The organism is Neobacillus sp. SAB-20_R2A (genome assembly GCF_049568635.1).
Lineage (GTDB): Bacteria > Bacillota > Bacilli > Bacillales > Cytobacillaceae > Neobacillus > Neobacillus citreus.
In genome coordinates this window covers 2,558,062-2,578,980 of record NZ_CP145895.1, presented here as the reverse complement: position 1 = coordinate 2,578,980, position 20,919 = coordinate 2,558,062, and the positions used below count along the sequence as shown (strand labels likewise).

18 protein-coding genes are annotated in these 20,919 nt (G+C 41.0%); 3 read left to right on the top strand and 15 right to left on the bottom strand.

The genetic code is table 11. From position 1 onward, the window contains the following. Window positions 1-204: 204 nt before the first annotated feature. The gene (gene pepF, locus V5M37_RS12595; RefSeq protein ID WP_423802227.1) at window positions 205-1,995 is read right to left on the bottom strand and encodes an oligoendopeptidase F; all 1,791 of its coding nucleotides are present in this window, start codon (window positions 1,993-1,995) and stop codon (window positions 205-207) included. 92 nt (window positions 1,996-2,087) lie between these two features. On the opposite strand from pepF, the gene V5M37_RS12590 reads away from it, so the two are divergent. Further along, window positions 2,088-3,008, top strand: a complete 921-nt coding sequence (locus V5M37_RS12590; RefSeq protein ID WP_423802226.1) for an MBL fold metallo-hydrolase — start codon at window positions 2,088-2,090, stop codon at window positions 3,006-3,008. A 141-nt stretch (window positions 3,009-3,149) separates the two neighbouring features. On the opposite strand, the gene V5M37_RS12585 is transcribed toward V5M37_RS12590, so the two are convergent. Then, window positions 3,150-5,159, bottom strand: coding sequence for a hypothetical protein (locus V5M37_RS12585; protein ID WP_423802225.1), 2,010 nt, complete (start codon window positions 5,157-5,159; stop codon window positions 3,150-3,152). Between the two features lie 195 nt (window positions 5,160-5,354). Then, window positions 5,355-5,906, bottom strand: a complete 552-nt coding sequence (locus tag V5M37_RS12580; protein WP_423802224.1) for a DUF421 domain-containing protein — start codon at window positions 5,904-5,906, stop codon at window positions 5,355-5,357. Between the two features lie 110 nt (window positions 5,907-6,016). Between V5M37_RS12580 and V5M37_RS12575 the strand changes: the two genes are divergently transcribed. Then, window positions 6,017-6,844, top strand: a complete 828-nt coding sequence (locus V5M37_RS12575) for a GDSL-type esterase/lipase family protein (RefSeq protein WP_423802223.1) — start codon at window positions 6,017-6,019, stop codon at window positions 6,842-6,844. Window positions 6,845-6,897: 53 nt separating this feature from the next. Here the strand turns inward: V5M37_RS12575 and V5M37_RS12570 are convergent, their stop codons facing one another. From V5M37_RS12570 to uraD, 6 genes are all read right to left on the bottom strand, one after another. Continuing rightward, window positions 6,898-7,074 carry a Fur-regulated basic protein FbpA gene (locus tag V5M37_RS12570; RefSeq protein ID WP_423802222.1) on the bottom strand — a complete coding sequence of 59 codons (177 nt, stop codon included), beginning with the start codon at window positions 7,072-7,074 and terminating at the stop codon, window positions 6,898-6,900. Between the two features lie 226 nt (window positions 7,075-7,300). Further along, window positions 7,301-8,686, bottom strand: coding sequence for an MFS transporter (locus V5M37_RS12565; RefSeq protein WP_423802221.1), 1,386 nt, complete (start codon window positions 8,684-8,686; stop codon window positions 7,301-7,303). Between the two features lie 176 nt (window positions 8,687-8,862). Further along, window positions 8,863-9,384 (bottom strand): thiol peroxidase, encoded by a 522-nt coding sequence (gene tpx, locus V5M37_RS12560; RefSeq protein ID WP_423802220.1) that lies wholly within the window; start codon window positions 9,382-9,384, stop codon window positions 8,863-8,865. Window positions 9,385-9,428: 44 nt separating this feature from the next. Beyond that, window positions 9,429-9,782, bottom strand: a complete 354-nt coding sequence (gene uraH, locus V5M37_RS12555) for a hydroxyisourate hydrolase (RefSeq protein ID WP_423802219.1) — start codon at window positions 9,780-9,782, stop codon at window positions 9,429-9,431. Further along, window positions 9,779-10,750, bottom strand: a complete 972-nt coding sequence (pucL, locus tag V5M37_RS12550) for a factor-independent urate hydroxylase (RefSeq protein WP_423802218.1) — start codon at window positions 10,748-10,750, stop codon at window positions 9,779-9,781. Before pucL ends, uraH begins: the two co-directional genes overlap by 4 nt. Before the next feature lie 112 nt (window positions 10,751-10,862). Further along, a complete protein-coding gene (uraD, locus tag V5M37_RS12545; RefSeq protein ID WP_423802217.1) occupies window positions 10,863-11,363 on the bottom strand; it encodes a 2-oxo-4-hydroxy-4-carboxy-5-ureidoimidazoline decarboxylase in 501 nt (166 codons plus the stop codon). Window positions 11,364-11,632: 269 nt separating this feature from the next. Here uraD and V5M37_RS12540 point away from each other — a divergent pair, with 269 nt between their 5' ends. Next, window positions 11,633-12,379, top strand: coding sequence for a PucR family transcriptional regulator (locus V5M37_RS12540; protein WP_423802216.1), 747 nt, complete (start codon window positions 11,633-11,635; stop codon window positions 12,377-12,379). Between the two features lie 32 nt (window positions 12,380-12,411). Here V5M37_RS12540 and V5M37_RS12535 read toward each other — a convergent pair whose 3' ends face one another. The 6 genes from V5M37_RS12535 to V5M37_RS12510 all read right to left on the bottom strand — a co-directional run bounded on the left by V5M37_RS12535 (window position 12,412) and on the right by V5M37_RS12510 (window position 20,911). Then, on the bottom strand, window positions 12,412-13,635 hold the full coding sequence (locus V5M37_RS12535; RefSeq protein WP_423802215.1) for a PucR family transcriptional regulator: 1,224 nt from the start codon (window positions 13,633-13,635) through the stop codon (window positions 12,412-12,414). A gap of 30 nt (window positions 13,636-13,665) precedes the next feature. Then, complete coding sequence (locus V5M37_RS12530) at window positions 13,666-14,997, bottom strand: nucleobase:cation symporter-2 family protein (RefSeq protein ID WP_423802214.1); 1,332 nt, start codon at window positions 14,995-14,997, stop codon at window positions 13,666-13,668. A 164-nt stretch (window positions 14,998-15,161) separates the two neighbouring features. After that, on the bottom strand, window positions 15,162-16,523 hold the full coding sequence (locus V5M37_RS12525; protein WP_423802213.1) for an allantoinase: 1,362 nt from the start codon (window positions 16,521-16,523) through the stop codon (window positions 15,162-15,164). Window positions 16,524-16,728: 205 nt separating this feature from the next. Further along, a complete protein-coding gene (locus V5M37_RS12520; RefSeq protein WP_423802212.1) occupies window positions 16,729-17,640 on the bottom strand; it encodes a sugar phosphate isomerase/epimerase family protein in 912 nt (303 codons plus the stop codon). A gap of 87 nt (window positions 17,641-17,727) precedes the next feature. Further along, window positions 17,728-19,458 carry a thiamine pyrophosphate-binding protein gene (locus V5M37_RS12515; protein ID WP_423802211.1) on the bottom strand — a complete coding sequence of 577 codons (1,731 nt, stop codon included), beginning with the start codon at window positions 19,456-19,458 and terminating at the stop codon, window positions 17,728-17,730. 1 nt (window position 19,459) lies between these two features. Beyond that, window positions 19,460-20,911, bottom strand: coding sequence for a four-carbon acid sugar kinase family protein (locus tag V5M37_RS12510; RefSeq protein WP_423802210.1), 1,452 nt, complete (start codon window positions 20,909-20,911; stop codon window positions 19,460-19,462). Window positions 20,912-20,919: the final 8 nt, after the last annotated feature.

Sequence of the window (20,919 nt, the reverse complement as noted above, 5' to 3'; positions counted from 1 at the left end):
GATTTTTCCTTTAAAGTAATATATCAGCGGATTTTTTTAAGATATCAGCGAATTCTTTGCACATATCAGCGAATTTTTCATTATATCGGCGAATTTCCAATTTTATCAGCGAATTTTCGAAATATATCGGCGAATCGCAAATATTCTGATTAAAAAGATAAAAGCTCTATTGCCAATCTCGGGCATGGAGCTTTTTTCATTAACCTATACAGATGCAAATTCACGAATCAACTGCTCAAACCGTTTCAATGCATTGTCTATCGGTTCAGGTTTAGATAAATCTACACCGGTTTTCTTTAACAACTCGAGCGGATAATCGGAGCTTCCGCTCTTCAAAAATTCAAGGTAAGCATTGACGGCTGATTCATCCCCGCTTAATAGCTGTTCAGCAATATGAATGGCAGAAGCAAAGCCGGTTGCGTATTTGTACACATAAAAAGGTCGGTAAAAATGCGGGATCCGTGACCAGCCGTATTTCACTTCCTCATCAAACACCACTTCGTCCCCGTTATATTGCCTAAATAAGGATTCGTAAATTTCACTAAATACATTAGCGTTTAAAGGTTTTCCGCTTTCCGCATAATCATGGGTGATTTTTTCAAATTCGGCGAACATGACCTGGGTAAAGAAAGTGCCTCTAAATTGATCAATAAAGTGATTGAGCAAGTATTTCCGTATCTCTTGATTTGTTTCTTTTTCTAACAAATAATGAATCAATAGTACTTCGTTCACCGTCGAAGCCACTTCGGCTACAAAAATGCTGTAGCCGGCGGAGATTCTAGGCTGATGCTTGCTGGAATACCAGGAATGCATGGCGTGACCGAATTCGTGAATCATCGTGAACATACTATCCAAATCATCATGTTGGTTTAACAGCACAAATGGATGTACCCCATAGACACCCAGGTTGTAAGCACCCGAACGCTTGCCTGGCGTTTCCCGGACATCGATGTAGCGGGCATCTTTAAAGGTTTTCAGTGTATTAACGTAATCCTCGCCCAGGGGTGCCAAAGCTTTTAAAATTGTTTCATACGCTTCTCCATAGGAAATTTCTAATTTTACACCAGGAACCAGAGGAACGTTCAGATCGTACTGGCGCAGCTCCTCCAAACCAAGCAGTTTTTTTCGAATAGAGCCATATTGATGCAACGGTCCAATATTGGCTTTTGTCGCCATAATCAGATTTTCATAGACCTCTCTTGGAACCATATCCCCGAACAAACCTTTTTCCAAAGCGGATGGGTAGTTCCGCAACCGGGCCAACGTCGCATTAGTTTTAACGTTCGCAGACAAAGTCGAGGCAATCGAATTTTTCAATTGCAAATACGGCTGGTAATAAGCCTTGTACGCTTCCTTCCGCTTGTCTCGATCCTCATCTTCAATCAACTTTGAGTACATGCCGCGCGTCAGTTCGACTTTCATTCCTTCATCACTCGTCACCTCGCCGAATTTGATATCGGCGTTGTTAAGCATACTGTAGGTGTGGCTTGGCGCAGAAAGGGCCTCACCTAAGTTGGATAAGATCTCTTCTTTTTCCTTGGTCAGAACATGTGCTTTATATCGGAAAGCTTCAAAAAGGTCTTGTTCAAAGTATTTTAACCTCGGTTCTTGCTCAATATATTCTCTTAATGTGCTTTCCTCTAAACTCAATAAAAATGGCATGAAAAATGATGAAGCTGCGCTTATTTTTACGGAAAGCTGCTTGGCACGGTCAACGAGCGATTGCGCCAAGGCATCGCGGGTGTCTACATCGGCCTGGAGCATCCCGTATACATAGACAAGATTTAATTTACTGGAAACTTGTTCTTTTTCGGATAGATAATCATAAAGCGACTCTCCACTGTGAATCGCACCGTCATATTTTTTCAATTCAGCAGTCTTTTTTTCAATCCAGAGATAATCATTTTCCCAGTCTTCAAGATTTTTATAAAGGTCCTCGAAATTCCATTTTTCTTTTTCCGGCACCTCAACCCTTGACTTAAAGGTAATGGTCATGTGAATCCCCCTCGCAATTGTAAGTTACTTAATTTTACCATTTAATTGAATGCTGTTATAATCAAAACAAAAAAATTCCCCCGGGTGAGTTTATGAAAAAAAAATACTCGAATCTCGATGATGTGAAAAACAACAAGTCATTTAAAGATATGATGAAGTGGAACAAAGAAAGAAGAAGCAAGGTAAAGGATTTAACGATTAATATTCCACAATGCCAGGATAAACAGATTGAAAAAATTAAAGAAAACCGGAGCCGAACTTCTTATACCTGGATTGGCCACTCCACCTTTTTGATTCAAATGAATGGGATTAATATATTAACCGATCCAGTTTGGGCAAAGCGGATGGGCTTTCAAAAAAGATTAACGGAGCCCGGTATATCACTCGAGGATCTTCCTGAAATTGATGTAATCGTTATTTCTCATGGCCATTACGATCATTTGGATTTTCCAACCATCAAAAAAATAAAGGGGAACCCTCAATTTATTGCTCCAATTGGTTTAAAGCCGCTTTTTAACCGGAAAGGGTATCAAAAGGTCAGCGAAATGGGCTGGTGGGAAAGTGCTGAAATCAGAGGCATCAAGATTCATTTTGTCCCCGCCCAGCACTGGACAAGAAGAACCCTGACAGATATGAATACGTCTCATTGGGGAGGGTTTATTTTTCAAACTCAAAAAGAAACGCTGTATTTTGTCGGAGATACGGGATATTTTGCTGGGTTTAAGCAAATCGCCGAGCGTTTTGACAACATTGATACTGTGTTTATGCCAATCGGTGCTTATGAGCCGGAATGGTTCATGAAGGTTTCGCATATTTCGCCGGAGGATAGTGTTAAAGCCTTCTTAGAATTAAACGCGAAAGAATTTGTCCCAATGCATTATGGAGCCTACCGCCTCGCCGACGACACGGGACCCGAAGCCCTCGAAAGGCTTTATCGTGAATGGGAAAAACGGCAGCTGCCAACCGAACTGTTAAAGGTTTTGACAATTGGTGAAACAGTGATGGGAAAATAGGAATAACGGATTTCCAAGTTAGTCAATTAATATTTAATCAATAATATAGATGTAGATAAAATAAAAAATGTCGAGAAAAATCCTTTTTCACGACATTTTTAGCTTTTTGACATCAATATGCTGACTATTCATTTCAAAGGGTTAATTATTATTATCACCGTTATTATTTATGTTTATTCTGAAATTTCTACTGTTTCGGATGTTAATATTAATTGTTACGCCTCCATTATCAGGTGTTGTATCCGGCTCTTCTGGCACCTCCACTGGCGGAACTGTTTCACCGCTCTCAGAACAATGTCCTGGACCAATTAAGCCATTATTGTAGTTATCAAGAATGGTTTGTAATTGGTTTACAAAACTCTTTTGATTGGCTTTTAACGAACTCCAATCCGCGGAACTATGAGTTGCCAGATATGCATCTGCCTGGGAGATTATTGCAGTTACCGCTGAAGGATCGGCCCCATTAGCAATATTCAGTTTAGCAGCGAGCAACTGTGCATACAATTTATTGATACCATTAGATGCATCACCTGAAAAGTTAAGGTAATATACTGCTTGTTGGGCAGAAGTTATTTTAATAGCCTTTGAATTTGTAACGGTAGGGTCACCTAACCATATTGGCAAATATTGTGTCACCTTATCTGGATTGTTTCCAGTAAAACCTGCGTGAGTTTTCCAATAACCAATCGTAAGCGTACATCCTTGACAAGGAACATTTACATAGACTGTTGCGGAATCGCTTCCAACTGTTTTAGTGTCATTTGTAATAAAAGTGGCTGTGTTTTCATCTGTTGTTTGTTGGCAGGTATCGTAAGGTCCAATATCTCTTTGATACGTAAAGGTGGCTGGAACTGCAGAGGCGGTTACATTTCCCAATTCTCCGTACTTGTCATCACTCACCATTACCTCTTCATCAACGATATCTGTTGGTGTAGAACTAAAAATAACATCGGCTGTATTTGAAAAGCTTGTTTCTTGATCAAGTGGTGTCGCATTTCCAAACTGGTCATAGCTAAAATTCTGGATAGTTACTTGTGCTGTATTTACAAGGCTAGTCATATCTAGTAAATCTGCATCGTAGTGGCATGTAACGGATTCGCCTGCTGCCAAAACAAATGGAAAGGACAGGCTGCAATCGACGTTAGCTGCAATGCCCCCAGTAAGCATATCCGAAATATCATTAATTGTTGCCGCAATCGGGGCATTATTTGTTACAGTAATATCTCCTTCAACATGGAAATCTGTATCTGTAGATGAGGCATTCAACACAACTTTATAATAGGCTAAATGCGTTCCACCTACAGGGAGTGTAAGAGTAGTCGAATCTGCAAAGGCGGATTCACCATTAGAAACTTGTTTATCAATGGTCCAGGTATATTTTCTTGTATAACTTGTTTCCGCTGTTTTCGTAATATCAAGTTCATAGCAATTCACGGTTACACTAGCGGAAGCAGACTTTCCACTTTCTCCATTGCTAAAAACAATTGTTGCTGTATTATCATGTGTCCCTGCGTCATCGTCACATGTAAACATTCTTGAATAAGAGGCCGATCCGGAATCTGAAAATGGGAAATTCTCGCCGTTCGTATCCGTAACAGAAATTGAATCATTAACGAGTGTTGGATTTACCGGCATAATAGTAGAAGCTTTTTCGCTGGGTCCGAAGGGAGTAGGGGGATTTGTAATATGTCCTGCGTGGTTATCAATGGTAGCATTTGCTGTAACCCGATAAGTCTTCCCAGGGAAAACTAAATCTGATGGTAGATCAATCGTATAGTCGTAACAAGCCATCTTTTTAGCAGGTATTACTGTGTTTCCGTTTAGGTTCACCGGAATATCGGTAAGAAGCGTAGTAAATCCTCCATTTAAATTGGCTTCTAAATCAAGTTTAATTTGTAGATTTTCCGTATCAAAGTCTCCTCCATTTGTTACACAGATTTGACCTTCAATACTGCCCCCTAATGTTCCTGTGTCTTTGGTAACTTTTATCGTGTACTCTGAGGTCCCTGTATCCCCGCGAAATAAATTCCATGTATCTGGTAAAACAGATTTCGAGATATCCCAGTTAAACGTTTTCGTGTAATTTGCAGTCGCTGTCACCGTTTCCGAAAGGGTTGTACCTGATTGTCCCTGACTTGGCGTTATTGCCATAGAAAATCCACTTCCTTTTCGTTTAAATTTTTCACTCCTTTGCATATTATTCATTGCTTGTCTTATTGTGTAGATGTTTTATTTAGGTGATTAGCCCATTTTTTTTAAAAAGTAAAAAGCACTTAGGCTTTTCACCTAAATGCTTTCATATCTAGTCAATAGTAAGAGTTTTTTAAAGCTGTTAAATTTTATCAATCATTTATTATTTTCCACGACCTTGTCGAAAATGTTTTCACTTTTCGTAGGGGACTCTGTTTGGCCTTTCCCCATAATTTTCATTAATGCTTCCTGTGTCAGAGGTTGTGCATGTGGCATTAGTTCAAATCCGAATTCGCCATCCGTTTCAATCGTTCCGATTTTTACATCAGAAATATAAGAAATTCCTTTTTGTCGCATCCGCATTTCTAATTGCCCTTGGGTAATACGAAGTTTTTTTAAACTTTCCATTATGATTTTTCCATCATTAATGACCAAGGTCGCTTCGCCAATTGCATAACGTTCAATAAAACTCGATTTCATCTGCAGCTTTTGAAAAATAAATAAAAATATACCGAAGAAAATCAGAATGATGATTACCTGATAAAATTTATTTTCCTTAATAGCATGCCCCATGGTGGTCCCGGTTGCCAAAATGACAACCGACTCCAAATTGGTCATTCTCGCAACCGATTTTTTCCCGACAAATCTTAATATAACGATACTTGTAATTAATAAAATGGTTGCCTCATAAATGAAGTAGAATTTCAACAGTACCACACCAAACATAGCTTATTTACGGTTATTTTATCCCAAGTTCATTGGAAATCATCCACTAATTTCTTCCTCGAATTTGCCTGTTATAATAGGAGAGTTAAGGAGTGGTACCAATAAAAATCATTAAATACATTGTTATTTCTGTCTTAGTCATTGGCCTTGGCTTATCTGCCTGGATTTATTATCCCAAATATCAAATTCACAAAATAAAAAAACAGACTGTGGAAGTTAGTGCAACTGTCCATAAAATCACTTATCTTGATTATTTTCGAAACATGAAAAAAGGTGAAATTAATCACCTGGCAATTGGCGACTCTGTCATTCGCGGTGTAGGTGCTGGACAAAATGAAGATCTTGTCAATCAATTTTCGAACAAGCTAGGCAGCCAGATTCAGAAGAACATTCAATTTCAAAATGAAGGTATTAACGGGATTACGAGCGGCGAGTTAAGGGAATTGGTTCTCGAAGGCAGGTTTGATGAAGAAATGAAGAAAGCCGACATCATTACCATCAATGTCGGCGGAAATGATGTACTGAGGGCTGCTAAGGGTCAGAACCTGCAAAATGTATTTCAATCGTTTGGTGAGCTACAAACCTCTTTTACAAAAAACTTAACTGACATTGCATCAAGAATAAAATCGGTGAATCCGGATGCCACCATTATATTTTTGGAATTATATAATCCGTTATCACCGTCCGACACACTGTATTCTCTTGCAGATCAATTGCTGCCAAAATGGAATCTTAAGTTATATGAGACTGCCAATCAGTATTCGCCATCCCTAGTAATCGAAACCACCAAGGTAATAAACGGGGAGAGACCGGAAAATTTATCACCGGACGGTGTGCATCCTAATTCGAGCGGTTATTCTGCTATATCAGAGCTAATGATTTATCAATTTAAGCATCAGTATCGAATCGATTCTGTATAAAACAAAGGAGCCTTGTGGGCCCCTTTGTTTTATACATTTTTCTAACCGGCATACTATGTACCGGTTTTCCCGAAGTATTCTTTTTCAATATCCTCGAATTCTTTTTCTAATTCACTTATGGACCATTCATATAGATGTTTTTCATTGATTTTAAAGATACCTAATTTAATTAGCTCTTCAATTAGAAATTGTCTTTTTTCCTGAACAGTTTCGTTAAGAAGATGTTCCATTAAAAGCTCCCCCAATCTCTAAGCTAATAACAATTTCACTCACCTTCCACTGCCATTATAAAAAGTCCAATTCATGGAATTTGTCGAAAAAGGAGATTTTTACCGATTTGTTATCGTTATTTAATAAACTAGTGTGATAGTCACGAATATTTTTAATGAAATTGTAAAAAATTAGGCGTTTAAAAAATTCCTTTTTATGAATACAATAAAGCCAGAATAAATAAATTTATTCCGGCTCTTTAGAATTATTCATTTTTCGCCTTTGCAGTTCAGCCAATATGGCCGGGTATTCTTTGTCAATTCTAAAAAACAGCATAAGGATAATCTGGATCACAGCTAATGCCAGCGGTATTTGAATATTAACTGCTTTGATCATTTCAATAGCCAAAGCTGGCTGCTCGGCAGCCCCGCCTACATATCCGCCAATCCCAAGCAGCCATCCGACTACTGCAAGACCAAGCCCTGTACCAAACTTCATTCCAAAGCTAGCAGCACTATTGACCAGTCCTTCTGTCCGTAAACCAGTTTTGTACTCGCCGTATTCAACGGTGTCGTTGACCATCGCCAAAAGCAACCCAAGTGTTGGCATGACTCCCAAGCCCGCTAACGCTGTCCCAACTAAAAAAACAGGTAAATTACTAGGGTCCGCCCATTTTATTATTTGCCCCACAATCGCTACCAGTGAACCAATTATGGCCACGTTCCTTTTCCCGAACCTGGCCACTAAAGGGCCGATGAAAAATAACCCCAAAATCATTGGTGCCGTTAACGTAAGGCCAATGATAGGAAATTTATTGATATCACCTATAACCCACTGCGCGTAGTATAGCCCTGCGCCTTGTACCAGACAGATGGTGGTGTAAAAGGTGACGCAAAAAAGCGTAATGATAATCCAGTATTTATTTCGTAAGATGGCCTTAAAGCCAGCTGAAAAGGAAATTTTGTCTTGTTGTGATGTTGAAGATTCAACTCTTTCTTTGACAAATCGGAAGGTAATGTAGAGGGCAATAATTGATAACAATCCATAAAAACCAGCAAGTCCTGTCCATCCGATGGAAGCCGTCAACGGTTGGGTAAAGGTCATGACAATTAAGGTTCCAATCATGGTGAAAATCGTAGAATAAATGTTTGATAAGGAACGGCTATGCTGATGCTGTGTCATGACGCCGAGCAATGTTTTGTACGGGATGGAAGCAGCGGTGTATAGGAGGATGAACAAAATGTATGTGATGTATGCATAAATGATTTTGCCTGTATGATCGAGATCTGGGACTGAAAATAACAATACAATTGAGACACCGAGTGGAACAGACATCCAAAGCAACCATGGCCTGGCTTTTCCATGTTTAGATCTCGTCATATCAACTATGGAACCCATTCCGATATCAGTAATTCCATCAAACAATCTTGCAATCAGCATCAAGGTTCCGACAATCGCACCAGCAATACCGACTACATCCGTGTAATAAAAGGTTAAAAATGAACTAATCAGTGTATTGACAGAGAAAATCCCAAAACTTCCGACTCCATATGCCCACATTTCTTTTTTTCTTGGTTTCTCTAAATCGTGCTTTTGTTCAATCCATGGCCCCTCAATAATTGTTTGCCCCAACAAAATCCCTCACTTCAAATTGGAATTGTTTAATGAGATAAGTTATCGAATGTATGCGCTTACATAATATGAGACAAACCAGTGTATTAGACTATGCTCATAGTAAAAACTTATTAAATGGAGACCCCCAAAAAAAGCAACGGAATAATCCATTGCTTTTTTGGGGTCCCATATTTTTATTTTGCCGCTGCCTTTGCCGCTTCTAAAGCAGCTTCATAATTCGGATGGTTGGTCACTTCGGAAAGATACTCTACATACGTAACAATGTTTTCAGCATTTACTACGAAAACAGCACGGCTGTTTAAACGAAGTTCCTTTATATACGTTCCATAAGCTGTACTGAATGACATTTCAAAATGGTCAGACAATGTCTGGACGCCGCTGATACCGGCAGCCCCGCACCATCTGCTTTGGGCAAACGGAAGGTCGGCGCTGATGGTCAATACCACAACATTGTCGCCCAATTCAGACGCCGCTTCATTAAAGCGCCTCGTCTGCTGGTCGCAAACTCCCGTATCGAGTGAAGGTACCACACTGATCAGCCGGACCTTTCCATTTGAATCAGCAAGAGTAACAGGCGAGCGGTCATTTGCCAAAACCGTAAAGTCAGGTGCTTGATCACCTACTTTAATTTCTGGGCCAAGCAAGGTTACAGGATTACCCGCCAATGTTGCCGTTCGAGTCTGTTCTTGAATCATTTCTTGTTCTCCCCCTTTAAATACACTACACATCTATCTATAAATCAGCTGCCACGATAAGTGCTATAACCGCCAGGTGCCACTAACAGTGGAACATGATAATGGGAATTCGTGTCAGCAATTCCAAACCTAATCGGAACTTTATCTAAAAAAGGCGTTTCACCAACTCCCACACTTTGTTCCCGAAAGTAATCCGCTACATAAAAGACTAATTCATATTCCCCTGATTCTACATGTCCTTCAGCAAGCAACGGGGCATCCACCCTGCCATCGCTGTTTGTAGAAACTGTCTTTATAAGTGACCGCTCAGGTCCTAACCGCCAAAGTTCTATTTTTAAATTTTTTGCTGGAATGCCCTTGGATATATCAAGGACATGTGTGGTTAATTTTCCACTCATGCTTCTACACTTTCTGTTGGAAATTCTAAGCCTTCATTTACAAGATCTTGGCGGTTAACGACAAATCCCTGGAAGCCGTATGGAGGTCTTGGTTCTGTGAACACCGCACCCTCCGAATCCGGAATCTCCACAATTGTTTCCCATGTCCGGTTATTTGATAAAAATTGAACTTCAGCAAGCTGTGGGAAACGCTGTAATACACGGCAGCCGACTCGATAAATTAAATCTTGGATTGATAAGGTTTCAGCTTCATGGAAGACAGATGCTGCAATATCACGGACTTGTTCAGCAGGTACATAAACAGCAGGATTATCAGAAACAGCATCCTCTTTATCATTATAACGGTAGAAAATATCAAGATAGATATAAAGCGGACGGTCCTTAGCTTCTGGAAGAGTTGTGTACTCATCTTGGATGAAGCCATAGAAGGAGCTGCCGGTTACCTTAATTAAGTGAAGATTTTTAATGCCGCTCTCTTGCTTCACAAGCTGATTTCCTTGTTCAGTCCGTGCAACTTTGACAGTTGTTGTAATTAATTCATTTCTGGAGTGACGATAAACTAACGGGCTGGCCTCCAGTCCATTTTGTCCTGCCACTTGGACTGTTTCAAAAGGAACTTCATCTGCGGTGATTTCTACGGATGTTATGTGTGGATACGTATTAAGGAAGCGATTACAAACAAATTTTAAAAATCCTTCAAAGGTTGGTCCATGATACTGCGCTGCTTGACGAAGAATGAAATTTTTCATGGAATCCGTAGCGACGACACAGCTGTTATCGGCTTTTGTGAAAGAGTGAAGGAAGTCTCCCTCAAGGGCAATTTTGGCATTCATTCCAAAAATAACATTGTTGCGGCCAGTAAAATTGGACTCCGGAATTGTCTTGATTCCTTCTAGCGGGGTTTGATACGTGCGGAAAACAAAAACATCACCTTTACCATAATAGCAAACTCTTTCTTGTGAACTCATTTAAATTCCTCCCTAAGGTTTTATTATTTTAACCCCGAATCGCCGAAGTGCTGCTCCTGCGTTTCAAGATATAGGAACCAAAAATGATACAAACTTTAAGCCGTCAATTCTTTTACTTGATGATAAAATTCTCTAGGCGGAAGAAGGCGATTTTATAAATCTGGGTGAGTGCTTCCTGCAGTTCCTCTGCCGGATCATTATTCACCCGTTCCTTCATATTGCCTCGAATCGTGTCTTTCGTTTGTCCTTTTACTGCCATGATGAAGGGGAATTGAAATTTTGATGTGTATTCATTGTTGAGGGATAAAAATTCTTCATGTTCTTCTTTGGTGAGCTGATCTAGGCCTGCACTTGCCTGTTCCTTGACTGAGGCGTCAGCCATTTGAACCCTTGCCGCGAGATCTGGATGCGCCCTTAACAAGGCGAGCTTTTCTTCCATTTTTGATTCCTTTACCGTTTCCACCATCGCTTGATGAAGATCACCGACAGATTGGAACGGACGGTTCAACCAGGCCCGTTCTGCAACCCATGGTGAATGTTCAAACACCCAGCCAAGAACTTCTGTGAACGCCGGCTGATCTAAACTATTAAGCGTTTCCAGCTTCATAGTCATTCTGCTTCCTTCCTTTCTTCTCTATAACCCTTCCAAAAAGACTGGGGTAAATTACTCTCACACCTTGCTATTGGATTAACTTTATTTTACCTTCGATAATGGGGGAGGTCATTAGCCATAAGTGACAAATATCACGCTAATGGAGTGTGCTTTGTGCACACTGAATTATAAACGATCTACCCCAACCAATTAAAATAAACGAATTGTGCACAATGCACATTATAAAGTAAACTACTATTAAACAACTAAAAAAGGAGGGAACGTTTCCATTGAAGTTGACTTTAGCAGAAGCATTAACAATTCCACTACTTCAGCAATGTGAAATGATAGCTGGTAACCAAGGGCTTGGCCGGACCATTATGTCAGTAAATAGTTTTGATGCACCAGATGTGATGAGATGGTTAAAGACTGGGGACTTAGTATTAACAACGGGATATATTTTTTTAAATAATGAACAAGCGTTAACTAATTTAGTGTATGATTTGGCAGAAAGAAATTGTGCCGGATTAGGGATAAAAACTGCTCACTTTCCAAACTCCCTGCCTCAAGATATGATCCTGGCCGCGAACAAGATGGCATTTCCTATTTTTAGAATCCCTAACGAATTATCAATTGCCGACCTAATCCAAACCATATTGCGTGAATTACTAACACAACAAACGAAAACTGGAACAAACCTTCAAAAGTTAGCCGTTAATGATAGTCATGATTTTTCAACCTATTCCGTGCTTCAGCATATTCCAAAAGAAATTCTTAAAGAATACTATTCTGCCTTTTTATCACCATTAATTTCTCACGATCAAGAAAATCATACGGATTTTTTAAATACCCTCGAAGTCTATCTTAATTGCGGCGCAAAGACAACCGAGGCCGCACAAACAATCGGCGTTCATCGAAACACCATCCACCAGCGAATCAGCAAAATAAAAGAACTTCTCGGCAGTGACCTTGACAATGGTAAAACAAATTTCAGATTACAATTAGCTATAAAGATGTATCATTTAAATAAATATTAAAAAGGGCCCAACTAGGGCCCTTTAATTAAATATTAATAATGAGTTGACCTTATCTGTGATTCCGAATAACCAGGCAACATTCCCAGCAATCTAGCAATTCGCATCGCCAGTAGCAGGCGAAATTGAACCTGATTATCTGTTAAATCCAATCCCAATAATTCCTCAATCCGTACAATCCTGAATTTTACGGTGTTTCTGTGGACAAAAAGGCGATTAGCCGTGTCTAACAGTTTCCCGCCGCATTCCAAATAGGCTTCTAAAGTAAACAGCATATTGGATCCGTTTTCCTGATCATACTCTAAAAGAGATTCCAGGATACTTTGAAAATAATTTTTCAAGGCATGTTCCGGTAATTGCTGCAGTAATCCCTCTGGTGCATAGTTCCTATATTCAAAAACGGTATCCTTTACTTCCTTTGAAAGTTTTTTCCCTAACGAAATGGCCTCCACTGCCTCCTTATAGCTTCGTCCAACCGTCCCCAGCCCGGCACAAGGTAAACCAACCCCTATCTGGACCTGCTGTTTAGGAAATTTTATATGTATTTGATTTGCCAAGAAATTGGCTGATTTTCTCGCAAGATTCGCTAACTCATGTGACTTATTCGCCGTTACCGATACCAGCACCGCAAATCCCTGTGGAAGAGGAATACTGATTAATCTAGCATTTGCCTTCTTCTCCGCCGCACTGACTAGTTGGGAAAAAACAGAGTGAATCATTTTCTGTTCCTCACAGATTAAATATAAAAGGACAAAGTGGTTATCATGCCTTATGTTAAGCTCATCAGCAATCGAACGGACCTTCTCTTCTTCCGTTTTTTCTCCCCTCAGCAATATTTTAAAATCCTCATCTTTATCACATGATTGCCGTTGTTCATCTTGAAGAATCTCTTTTGTAATGGATAAAAGAGAATCCGACAAGACATTTTCATAGGGGAGCTCGATCAAAGGCAGACCTAAGCGATCTGCCTCCTCAAGCATACAAGCAGGAATTTCCGTCAAATAACGTTTTACTTTAATGGCCAAGCCCGCGCAGTTACGTTTGGCCAGGTCATTGAGCAATTTTATTTGAGTCGCTTGATGATCTTTAAAGACATAACCGGTTGTCAGGAGCAAATCACCCTGTTTTAACCAAGAGGTATCTGGCTCATCCATGATACTGACAGAACGAATGTTGCGGTTTAACCCACGGCCCCCTGCCACTACACGACATCCGGGAATCAGCCTTGTCTTTAAAATATCAGATACCGTAAATGCCATTGCTCAACGCCTCCATTCAAAAGAATAGTTTTAATGGGACTCCTCTGCAGCAGCCAATTCTGCATTTTCAATCCCATGACCGGCATGACTTGCCTTCGATGATGTACCATTTAAAATCATATTCAAGACAACCAGGACAAGTGAACCCATTACTACCCCGTTCCCTAACAGTAAGCGGGCAGTACTCGGTAAATCCACGAAAGCACCAGGGACCCCTTTAATCGCTAAGCCAATTCCTACTCCTACAGCAACAATGAGTTGATTAGCTGGAGAAGCCAAATCTTCCTTCGCAATTATTTTCAGGGCCGCGGAAATCAACATCCCAAACATTGGAACCATGGCCCCTCCAAGAACAGCTGGAGGAATCATCGTTGTTAAAGCACCGACCTTTGGCACAAGCCCCAGCACAATCAGGATACCGCCAGCGGCAGTCAATACCCTTAAATTGGTTACCTTTGTCAAAAGAACAAGACCGACGTTTTGCGAGAAGGTCGAATGGTTAAAGGAATTGAGGAATCCGCTGATAAATCCTCCAAGACCTTCAGCACGCAATCCCCGTTTAATATCATCTGATTTAATGTCTCTTCCTGTGATATCACCAAGGGCGAAAAATACACCAATACTTTCAATTGCAATAATAAAGGTGATAATGGTCATCGTAATGATAGATGAAGTATCGAATGTTGGTACACCGAAATAAAATGGCTGAGGCACATTAAACCATTTTGCTTCTAAAAAGACGTTAAAATTAACCATTCCGAAAAAGCTTGCAACAATCGTACCGATTACCATCGCTAAAAGAATGGAGATAACTTTAATAAATCCCTTAAACATGGTGTTGAATAATAAAAAGCATAATAACGTAAAAAGTGCTATCAGCAAGTGCTTCGGATCACCAAACGTTTTAGAGCCTGCCCCGCCTGCAGCATTGTTCATCGCTACTGGCATCAACGAAATGCCGATGATTAGAATAACCGAACCAGATACGATTGGAGGGAAAAACCTTACCAGTCTCCCAATGAACGGGGCACACAGGGCCACGAGCAGTCCTGCTACAATAACGGCCCCAAAAACCCCCGTTATCCCATGAATTTTCCCTATCGCAATGGCAGGTTCAACATTAATGAAGGAAACCGCCATAAGAGCCGGCAATTTGATCCCGATATGCTTTCCGCCCATAACCTGGAGCAAGGTTGCAAGACCACATGCCAATAAGTCAAAGGAAATTAGATATACAAGTTGTGCCTGCGTCAGACCTAATGCACCAGCCACAATAATTGGTACTGCCACTGCGCCGCCATACATAACGGCAATATGCTGGAATCCTAATGCCAGCGTTTTCCCTGTTCCTAATCTTTCCATCTATATTCCTCCCAAATTCCAAAAAGTTAATTGGTAGTGAAGCCGCTTCTGTTCATTCATGAAGAGTTAAAGTGGTCTTAGTAAAAAATACCTATTCTGAATATGGGTAATATTCAGATAATTTTCTTCATACAGGGATGAATGTGTCTATATAGAAGCTAGTTCTATTGTGGGATGGTTTCAGTGTTTTCTTGTGGCAATATTTCTCCATTTCGATACACAATGGATCCTTTTACGATGGTGATTCTATTTTTCCCCCTAAACGTTTTTCCAATATAGGGAGAATGGGCATGGCGGTAAAAAAGGTCATCTGCTTTCAACGTAAAGGGTTCATTTAAACTAATCAATGCCAAATCGGCATCGCTTCCCTCGGCTACTGCCCCTTTTTGCGGGTAGAGGCCAAATCGTTTCGCAGGGTTGGTGGACATGGAGGCTGCAATCTTTTGCAAGGATATGTTTCTTTTCCAATATCCTTCTTCCAATAGAACGGATAAACTAGTCTGCGCACCGCTTATTCCCCCCCATGCTGCAAACATATTGCCGTCTTTCGAACTCTTCATTTCCGGCGGGGCAGGAGAATGGTCAGAGCCAATTACATCAATCTCACCGTTCGCAAGCGCTTTCCATAATGCCTCTACTTCATCTGAGCTCCTTAATGGCGGTGCGCATTTTGCGATTGGTCCCAGCCTCGCGAAATCATCACTAGTAAGTGATAAATAATGCGGGCATGTTTCAACTGTTACATCAATTCCCTTTTTCTTCGCTTCTGTTATTAATTCAACGACTTTACTGCTGCTTGCATGAACAATGTGGACCTTGCATCCGGTCAATTCAGCATAGGATAACAGCCTTCTGACAGCCTCCATTTCCGATATAATCGGACGGGATTCGCAGTAATCCAGGGCCGAAAGCTTTCCTTCTTTAATCTTACTTGCAGCTAGTAACTCCGTCATAACAGTGCTTTCTGCATGGACAGCCAAGATCGATCCAAGTCTTGCGATTTCACCCATTCCTGCCATTAGCGTGGCATCATCCGAATGATGAAATTCGTCAATTCCGCTTGGTGACATAAAGGCTTTAAATCCAATTACACCGGATTGAATCAGTTCCTCGAGCAATTGTACATTTTCCGGAACCAGGCCTCCCCAGAGCCGGAAATCTGTGACAGATTTCTTAATCGCTTGCTCCTGCTTTAATCGGAAACCGTAAGCATCAATCGTTGGAGGGTTGCTGTTCAATGGCATATCAAAATAGGTTGTCACTCCTCCCGCCGCAAGACTTTTACTTCCGGTCAAGATGCCCTCCCAGTCCGTTCTTCCAGGTTCATTAAAATGGACATGAGTGTCGATTAATCCAGGAAAAATGTGAAGACCGATCGCATCTATTTCCTCTTTAGCTTTCCCTTCTATCGGAATATCTCTTGTTATTTTAATTATTTTTCCATTCTTGATCCCAATTTCACCTGTAAAACTTTCTTCAGGACCAACAACCATTCCATTACGGATAATTAGATCATATAATAGCATAATAGACTAATAACCCTTCCTCTCTAAACCAAGGTCCGCATAGTGAAAACGCTGCCATTAATATTAATTCTTTGTTAAACCATTAATTCCTCCCGTCTTTTAATATAAATTTAGAAAAGTTCTTATTAAAGAACTTTTCTATTTCATCCTCTCCCGAAAATGTATGAATACGGGAGAGGAATCATTCCTAATAAAATAGATGGATTTAGAGCCGTGCCCATGCTTGGATTAAGGTTCGTTTCGACTGTGCAATAATCGCATCGGAATCCTCATTTCCAACCGGTTTTACCTCAAATGCGACCACATTTCTAGACCCTTCCCCGATGTAACCTATTTCTAATAGCATTCTTAAATATTCCGTTAATTCCTCGACGTCATTCTCACTTCCCGGGTAGCCGAATCGAGGATGTTGGTCACCATAGGCAGGATCATTTTTATCCTTAATATAGCAATTGCCGATATGAGCGTGATTAATATAATCACGGGCAATGGTTAAGGCATCCTTTGAGGTTTCCCGCTGCATCGGAAGATGGCTCAAATCCAGCATTAAGCCAAAGCTTGGGTCTACTTTTCTTACTTCCTTCGCAATTTCAACCGCCAAATGATTTGGGCCAATTAGGCATCTTTTATCGGTTTCATCATCAAAGGTTTCTAATGAGAGTACTAGATTACCCTTCTGTCTAGCATACTGGGATAATTCAATTATCGAGTCAGTAAGCAATTGGAGGGCTCTATCTATATCCTGATCTGGTTTAGGACCGCTTAAGAATCCTAATTTCGAAGCATTCAACTCATAGGCTTGATCAATCCCGGCCTTGACAAGATCAATTGCCGCTTTCCGTTTTTCCGGGTCAAACGAGTTCAAATCGCCTTTATTGCTAAGCAGGATCGGCTGGGCACCAAAACCAACGGCCATTCGCCCGGATTTCAATAGGGAAGCAACCTTTTGTCTTTCTGCAGAATCATTGACCCTTGTTACTTCAATACCTGAAAAAAAGTCATCCGTGACGATTTTCCGAACTGTGTCTGAAATTTCCCCCTCACCCTTCATGGCTTCCGGATAGGCCATAAAGTGAACAATACCAACCTGCATAAAATGTTGAAGATCTGTTTTCATATGCAATACCGGAATAAATCCGGAACTTCCCCCTTCCACAAAGGAAAAAAGAGACCGCTGCTCTTTTTTCCTTTTTTAATAGATTGATTATTTGTTAGAATATTCAAAGCCAGTTAAACTACCGTTATTAGAGAACCCGCAAACTGCCGTTGGGTCGACAACCACTTCAATCAGGTATGGTTTGCCGCTGTCCACCGCTCGCTGCAATGCTGGTTTAATGTCATCATAGTGGGTAACAAGTTCCCCGCGGACGCCCATTCCAGCAGCGGTTTTCACAAAATCAATACCGCGCTCTTCATTGTCGCAAAGTTCATTTTTGTAAATCAGGTCTGTAGAGATATCACGCTCATCATAAAACCAATTTTGTTGCTGGCGAATCAATCCAAGTAATGAATTATTCATAACGAAAACGATTACCGGAATTTCATGCTTAGCGGCAGTGGCCAGATCCTGCAGGGACATTCCAAGACTTCCGTCGCCAAGAATATTGACACTTTGACGCTCCGGGAAGGCAAGCTTCGCTGCCATAGCAGCCCCTAATCCCCAGCCCATCGTACCTGCGCCGCCTGTTAATAAATAGCTGCGTGGAACATAAGTTTCAAACAACTGACAGGACCAAATTTGGCTGATTCCGCAGTCATGAGATGCAAAAGCATCACGGTCTAAGAATTCGCGAAGCTCTTTCAGGGCGCGTTCCGGACGAATCGGAAGTGTATCATAATCTTGTTTACGAGCATACTTCTTTCTTTCCTCGGATAAATCAAGCTTCTTAATGCCTGGTTCAACCGCTGCCGCGATGCCCACATCCAAAGATTTATAAACCTCAGATAAGCCCGCCATGAAGGATTTCACATCGGAAACGATTCCAAGCTCCGTCTGTACGGTTTTGCCAAGTTCTTTAGGATCCAGGTTAATGTGGATAATTTTTGCATCGCGCTTAAAAATATCCACTGTGCCGGTGCTGCGGTCTGCAAAACGGCCGCCTAAATTAATGATCAGATCCGAATTTAAGATGGTCATATTTCCGTATGGTGTATCTAGCATTGTACCCATTCTTCCGGCAAACAGCGGATGATCGTTCGGGAAAGTATCCATTCCCATACCAGTTGTAACTACAGGGATTTGCAAGGTTTCTGCCAGTTCCTTTAACTCTTCCGTGGCATTTGCAAGGTTTACTCCGCCTCCGGAAATAAGAACAGGTTTTTTGGCATCCTTTAATAGGTTTAGAACTTCATAGAGTTCCTCCTTAGATGCAGAAGGCAGTACCTCTGGCTCATCCACAAACTTATCCCAATCCACTTCAAGTTCAACCTTTTGCGTATTGATAGGAAGGTCAATTAAGACCGGACCCTTTCTTCCGGTTGTTGCAGTGGTCCATGCTTCATGAATCATTTTTGCTGCGTCTTTGCCGTCTGTTAATTGGTAGACTGCTTTACAGACCGGCTTCGCCATTTCGCAAATTGGCGCTTCCTGGAACTGCATTGTTCCAATAAGTGTAGATTTTTGCTGTCCTGTAAATGCGATCATTGGGATGGAATCCATCCATGCTCCATATAGTCCAGTCAGGAAGTTTGTTCCCCCAGGACCAGAAGTGGCCGCACATACACCAACCTTGCCAGTTGCCCGAGAATAGCCGTCTGCCATAAACGCTGCTGTTTGCTCGTGACGGACAACATAAGATTTTATGTTTGTCTTCTCACGAATCGCATCATACAATGGAAGAATTGCAGCCCCTGGTACACCATATAATTGATCCACGCCTTTTCGAACTAGATAAGCTGCAATTGCTTCAGCAGCGGTCATTTTTTGTTTTGCCATGTTAATCCCCCAGTTCACTGTCTATTTTTTTAAATATTTCCGTAATCGTATTTTTCTGACCTACATTCCCTGGAAACACAATATAAGTTGTATTTTTAATTCTCGCTTCTTCTCCTGTGAGTAAAACAGGAACCCCTGCAGCCGCCTGGCCGAGTATTTTAGCCTTCTTAATTCCTAAACCGCTCGTAGCAATATCACTGGAGGTGATCCCCCCTTTTGCCATAATGAATTTTGGTTTTACTGTTAAGGAGTGGACTAATTCTACCAGAGCTTGGGAGATGATCTGACTATACTGTAAATTCTCCTCCTTGCTTACCGCTTTGATAACAGTTCTGCTTGTGTAGAGTACTGTATTGGCACCATTTTTAATGGAGGCTTCTAGTAATTTGGCGGCCCTTTCAATTTCTCCTTGTCTTTGGTTCTTTTCTAAAATCATTTCCACATTCAATTCAATTGGTCTTATATGAACCTCCGAAACTAAGTCGGAAAGCTGCTCTGTTGTCAATTTAGTATGGGAGCCTACTACCAGTAATCCGCCAAAATTCTTACCGTCAGATCCTCGAGCCATTTCCTTTGCTTCAAGATATGGTTTATGGGAAAACCCACCTAATGACTTTACTAAGGAGGCGGCGGTCCTAAACAGGAAGTGCTTCCCTCCTTCAATGGCCTTTAACAGCGCCAGAGAAACGACATCCAAATCCTGATAATTGATGGCGTTCACCACAATTGGCACATTGCCGGAAGCTTTATCTAAAATTGAAAAAACTTGATCGACACCGCCGCAGCGAATATCTTCAATGGAAATGGATAATACCTGGTCCGAAGTAAACTGTCCTTCCGATTTCTCCTGTACATAATCCGGCAGATATGCGGTTGAGTAGCCAAATACTGCATCCTTGGCGAATTCTGTATTGTTCACCGGAACCAGATTTTGATTGACCAAAAGATAATGAGTATTATCGACTGTATATCGATTCCCTTCGAAAAAGGCTGGTATGATAAGGTGCCCATCAATGTTCCAGTCCAGCTTTTCGGTCAGTGCTTTTTCCAAAACGGAAATTTCTAATGGATAATGGCCGCGTAAAGTTGAGTCGCTCCGGCTGATGATCGTGAAGGATACATTCAATTCCTTAGACACCACCGCTAAGTTTTCAATAATTTCTGTATTGATTCTGGCGGCTTTTTCAGGCTCATAGCTTCTTGTATTCGTTAAAATATAGAGAACTTGTGTATCCTCCTCGAGGCCTTTACGAATCCAGCGTTTATCCCAATCTGTGATAACGGAAACATCATGGACTGTCTGGACTCCTGTTGGGTCATCATCTAGAACAATTAGCTTATGATTTAATTCTTTCAGCTTGGAAAAGATGGTCTTCCTTAACGGGGTGTCCCCCTGTAAGGTGGAAGAATTGCTGATTATTTCTTGAAAAATCATATCGGTTTTGGTTGTCAAGGCCGACG

Bases quoted from the DNA above. Each gene is read 5' to 3' on its own strand.
- V5M37_RS12515 (WP_423802211.1), bottom strand. From the start codon at position 19,458: ATGGCAAAACAAAAAATGACCGCTGCTGAAGCAATTGCAGCTTATCTA.
- uraH (WP_423802219.1), bottom strand. From the start codon at position 9,782: ATGAGTGGAAAATTAACCACACATGTCCTTGATATATCCAAGGGCATT.
- pepF (WP_423802227.1), bottom strand. From the start codon at position 1,995: ATGACCATTACCTTTAAGTCAAGGGTTGAGGTGCCGGAAAAAGAAAAA.
- V5M37_RS12525 (WP_423802213.1), bottom strand. From the start codon at position 16,523: ATGCTATTATATGATCTAATTATCCGTAATGGAATGGTTGTTGGTCCT.
- uraD (WP_423802217.1), bottom strand. From the start codon at position 11,363: ATGACTATGAAGCTGGAAACGCTTAATAGTTTAGATCAGCCGGCGTTC.
- V5M37_RS12520 (WP_423802212.1), bottom strand. From the start codon at position 17,640: ATGAAAACAGATCTTCAACATTTTATGCAGGTTGGTATTGTTCACTTT.
- tpx (WP_423802220.1), bottom strand. From the start codon at position 9,384: ATGATTCAAGAACAGACTCGAACGGCAACATTGGCGGGTAATCCTGTA.
- V5M37_RS12530 (WP_423802214.1), bottom strand. From the start codon at position 14,997: ATGGAAAGATTAGGAACAGGGAAAACGCTGGCATTAGGATTCCAGCAT.
- V5M37_RS12535 (WP_423802215.1), bottom strand. From the start codon at position 13,635: ATGGCATTTACGGTATCTGATATTTTAAAGACAAGGCTGATTCCCGGA.
- pucL (WP_423802218.1), bottom strand. From the start codon at position 10,750: ATGAGTTCACAAGAAAGAGTTTGCTATTATGGTAAAGGTGATGTTTTT.
- V5M37_RS12590 (WP_423802226.1), top strand. From the start codon at position 2,088: ATGAAAAAAAAATACTCGAATCTCGATGATGTGAAAAACAACAAGTCA.
- V5M37_RS12585 (WP_423802225.1), bottom strand. From the start codon at position 5,159: ATGGCAATAACGCCAAGTCAGGGACAATCAGGTACAACCCTTTCGGAA.
- V5M37_RS12570 (WP_423802222.1), bottom strand. From the start codon at position 7,074: ATGGAACATCTTCTTAACGAAACTGTTCAGGAAAAAAGACAATTTCTA.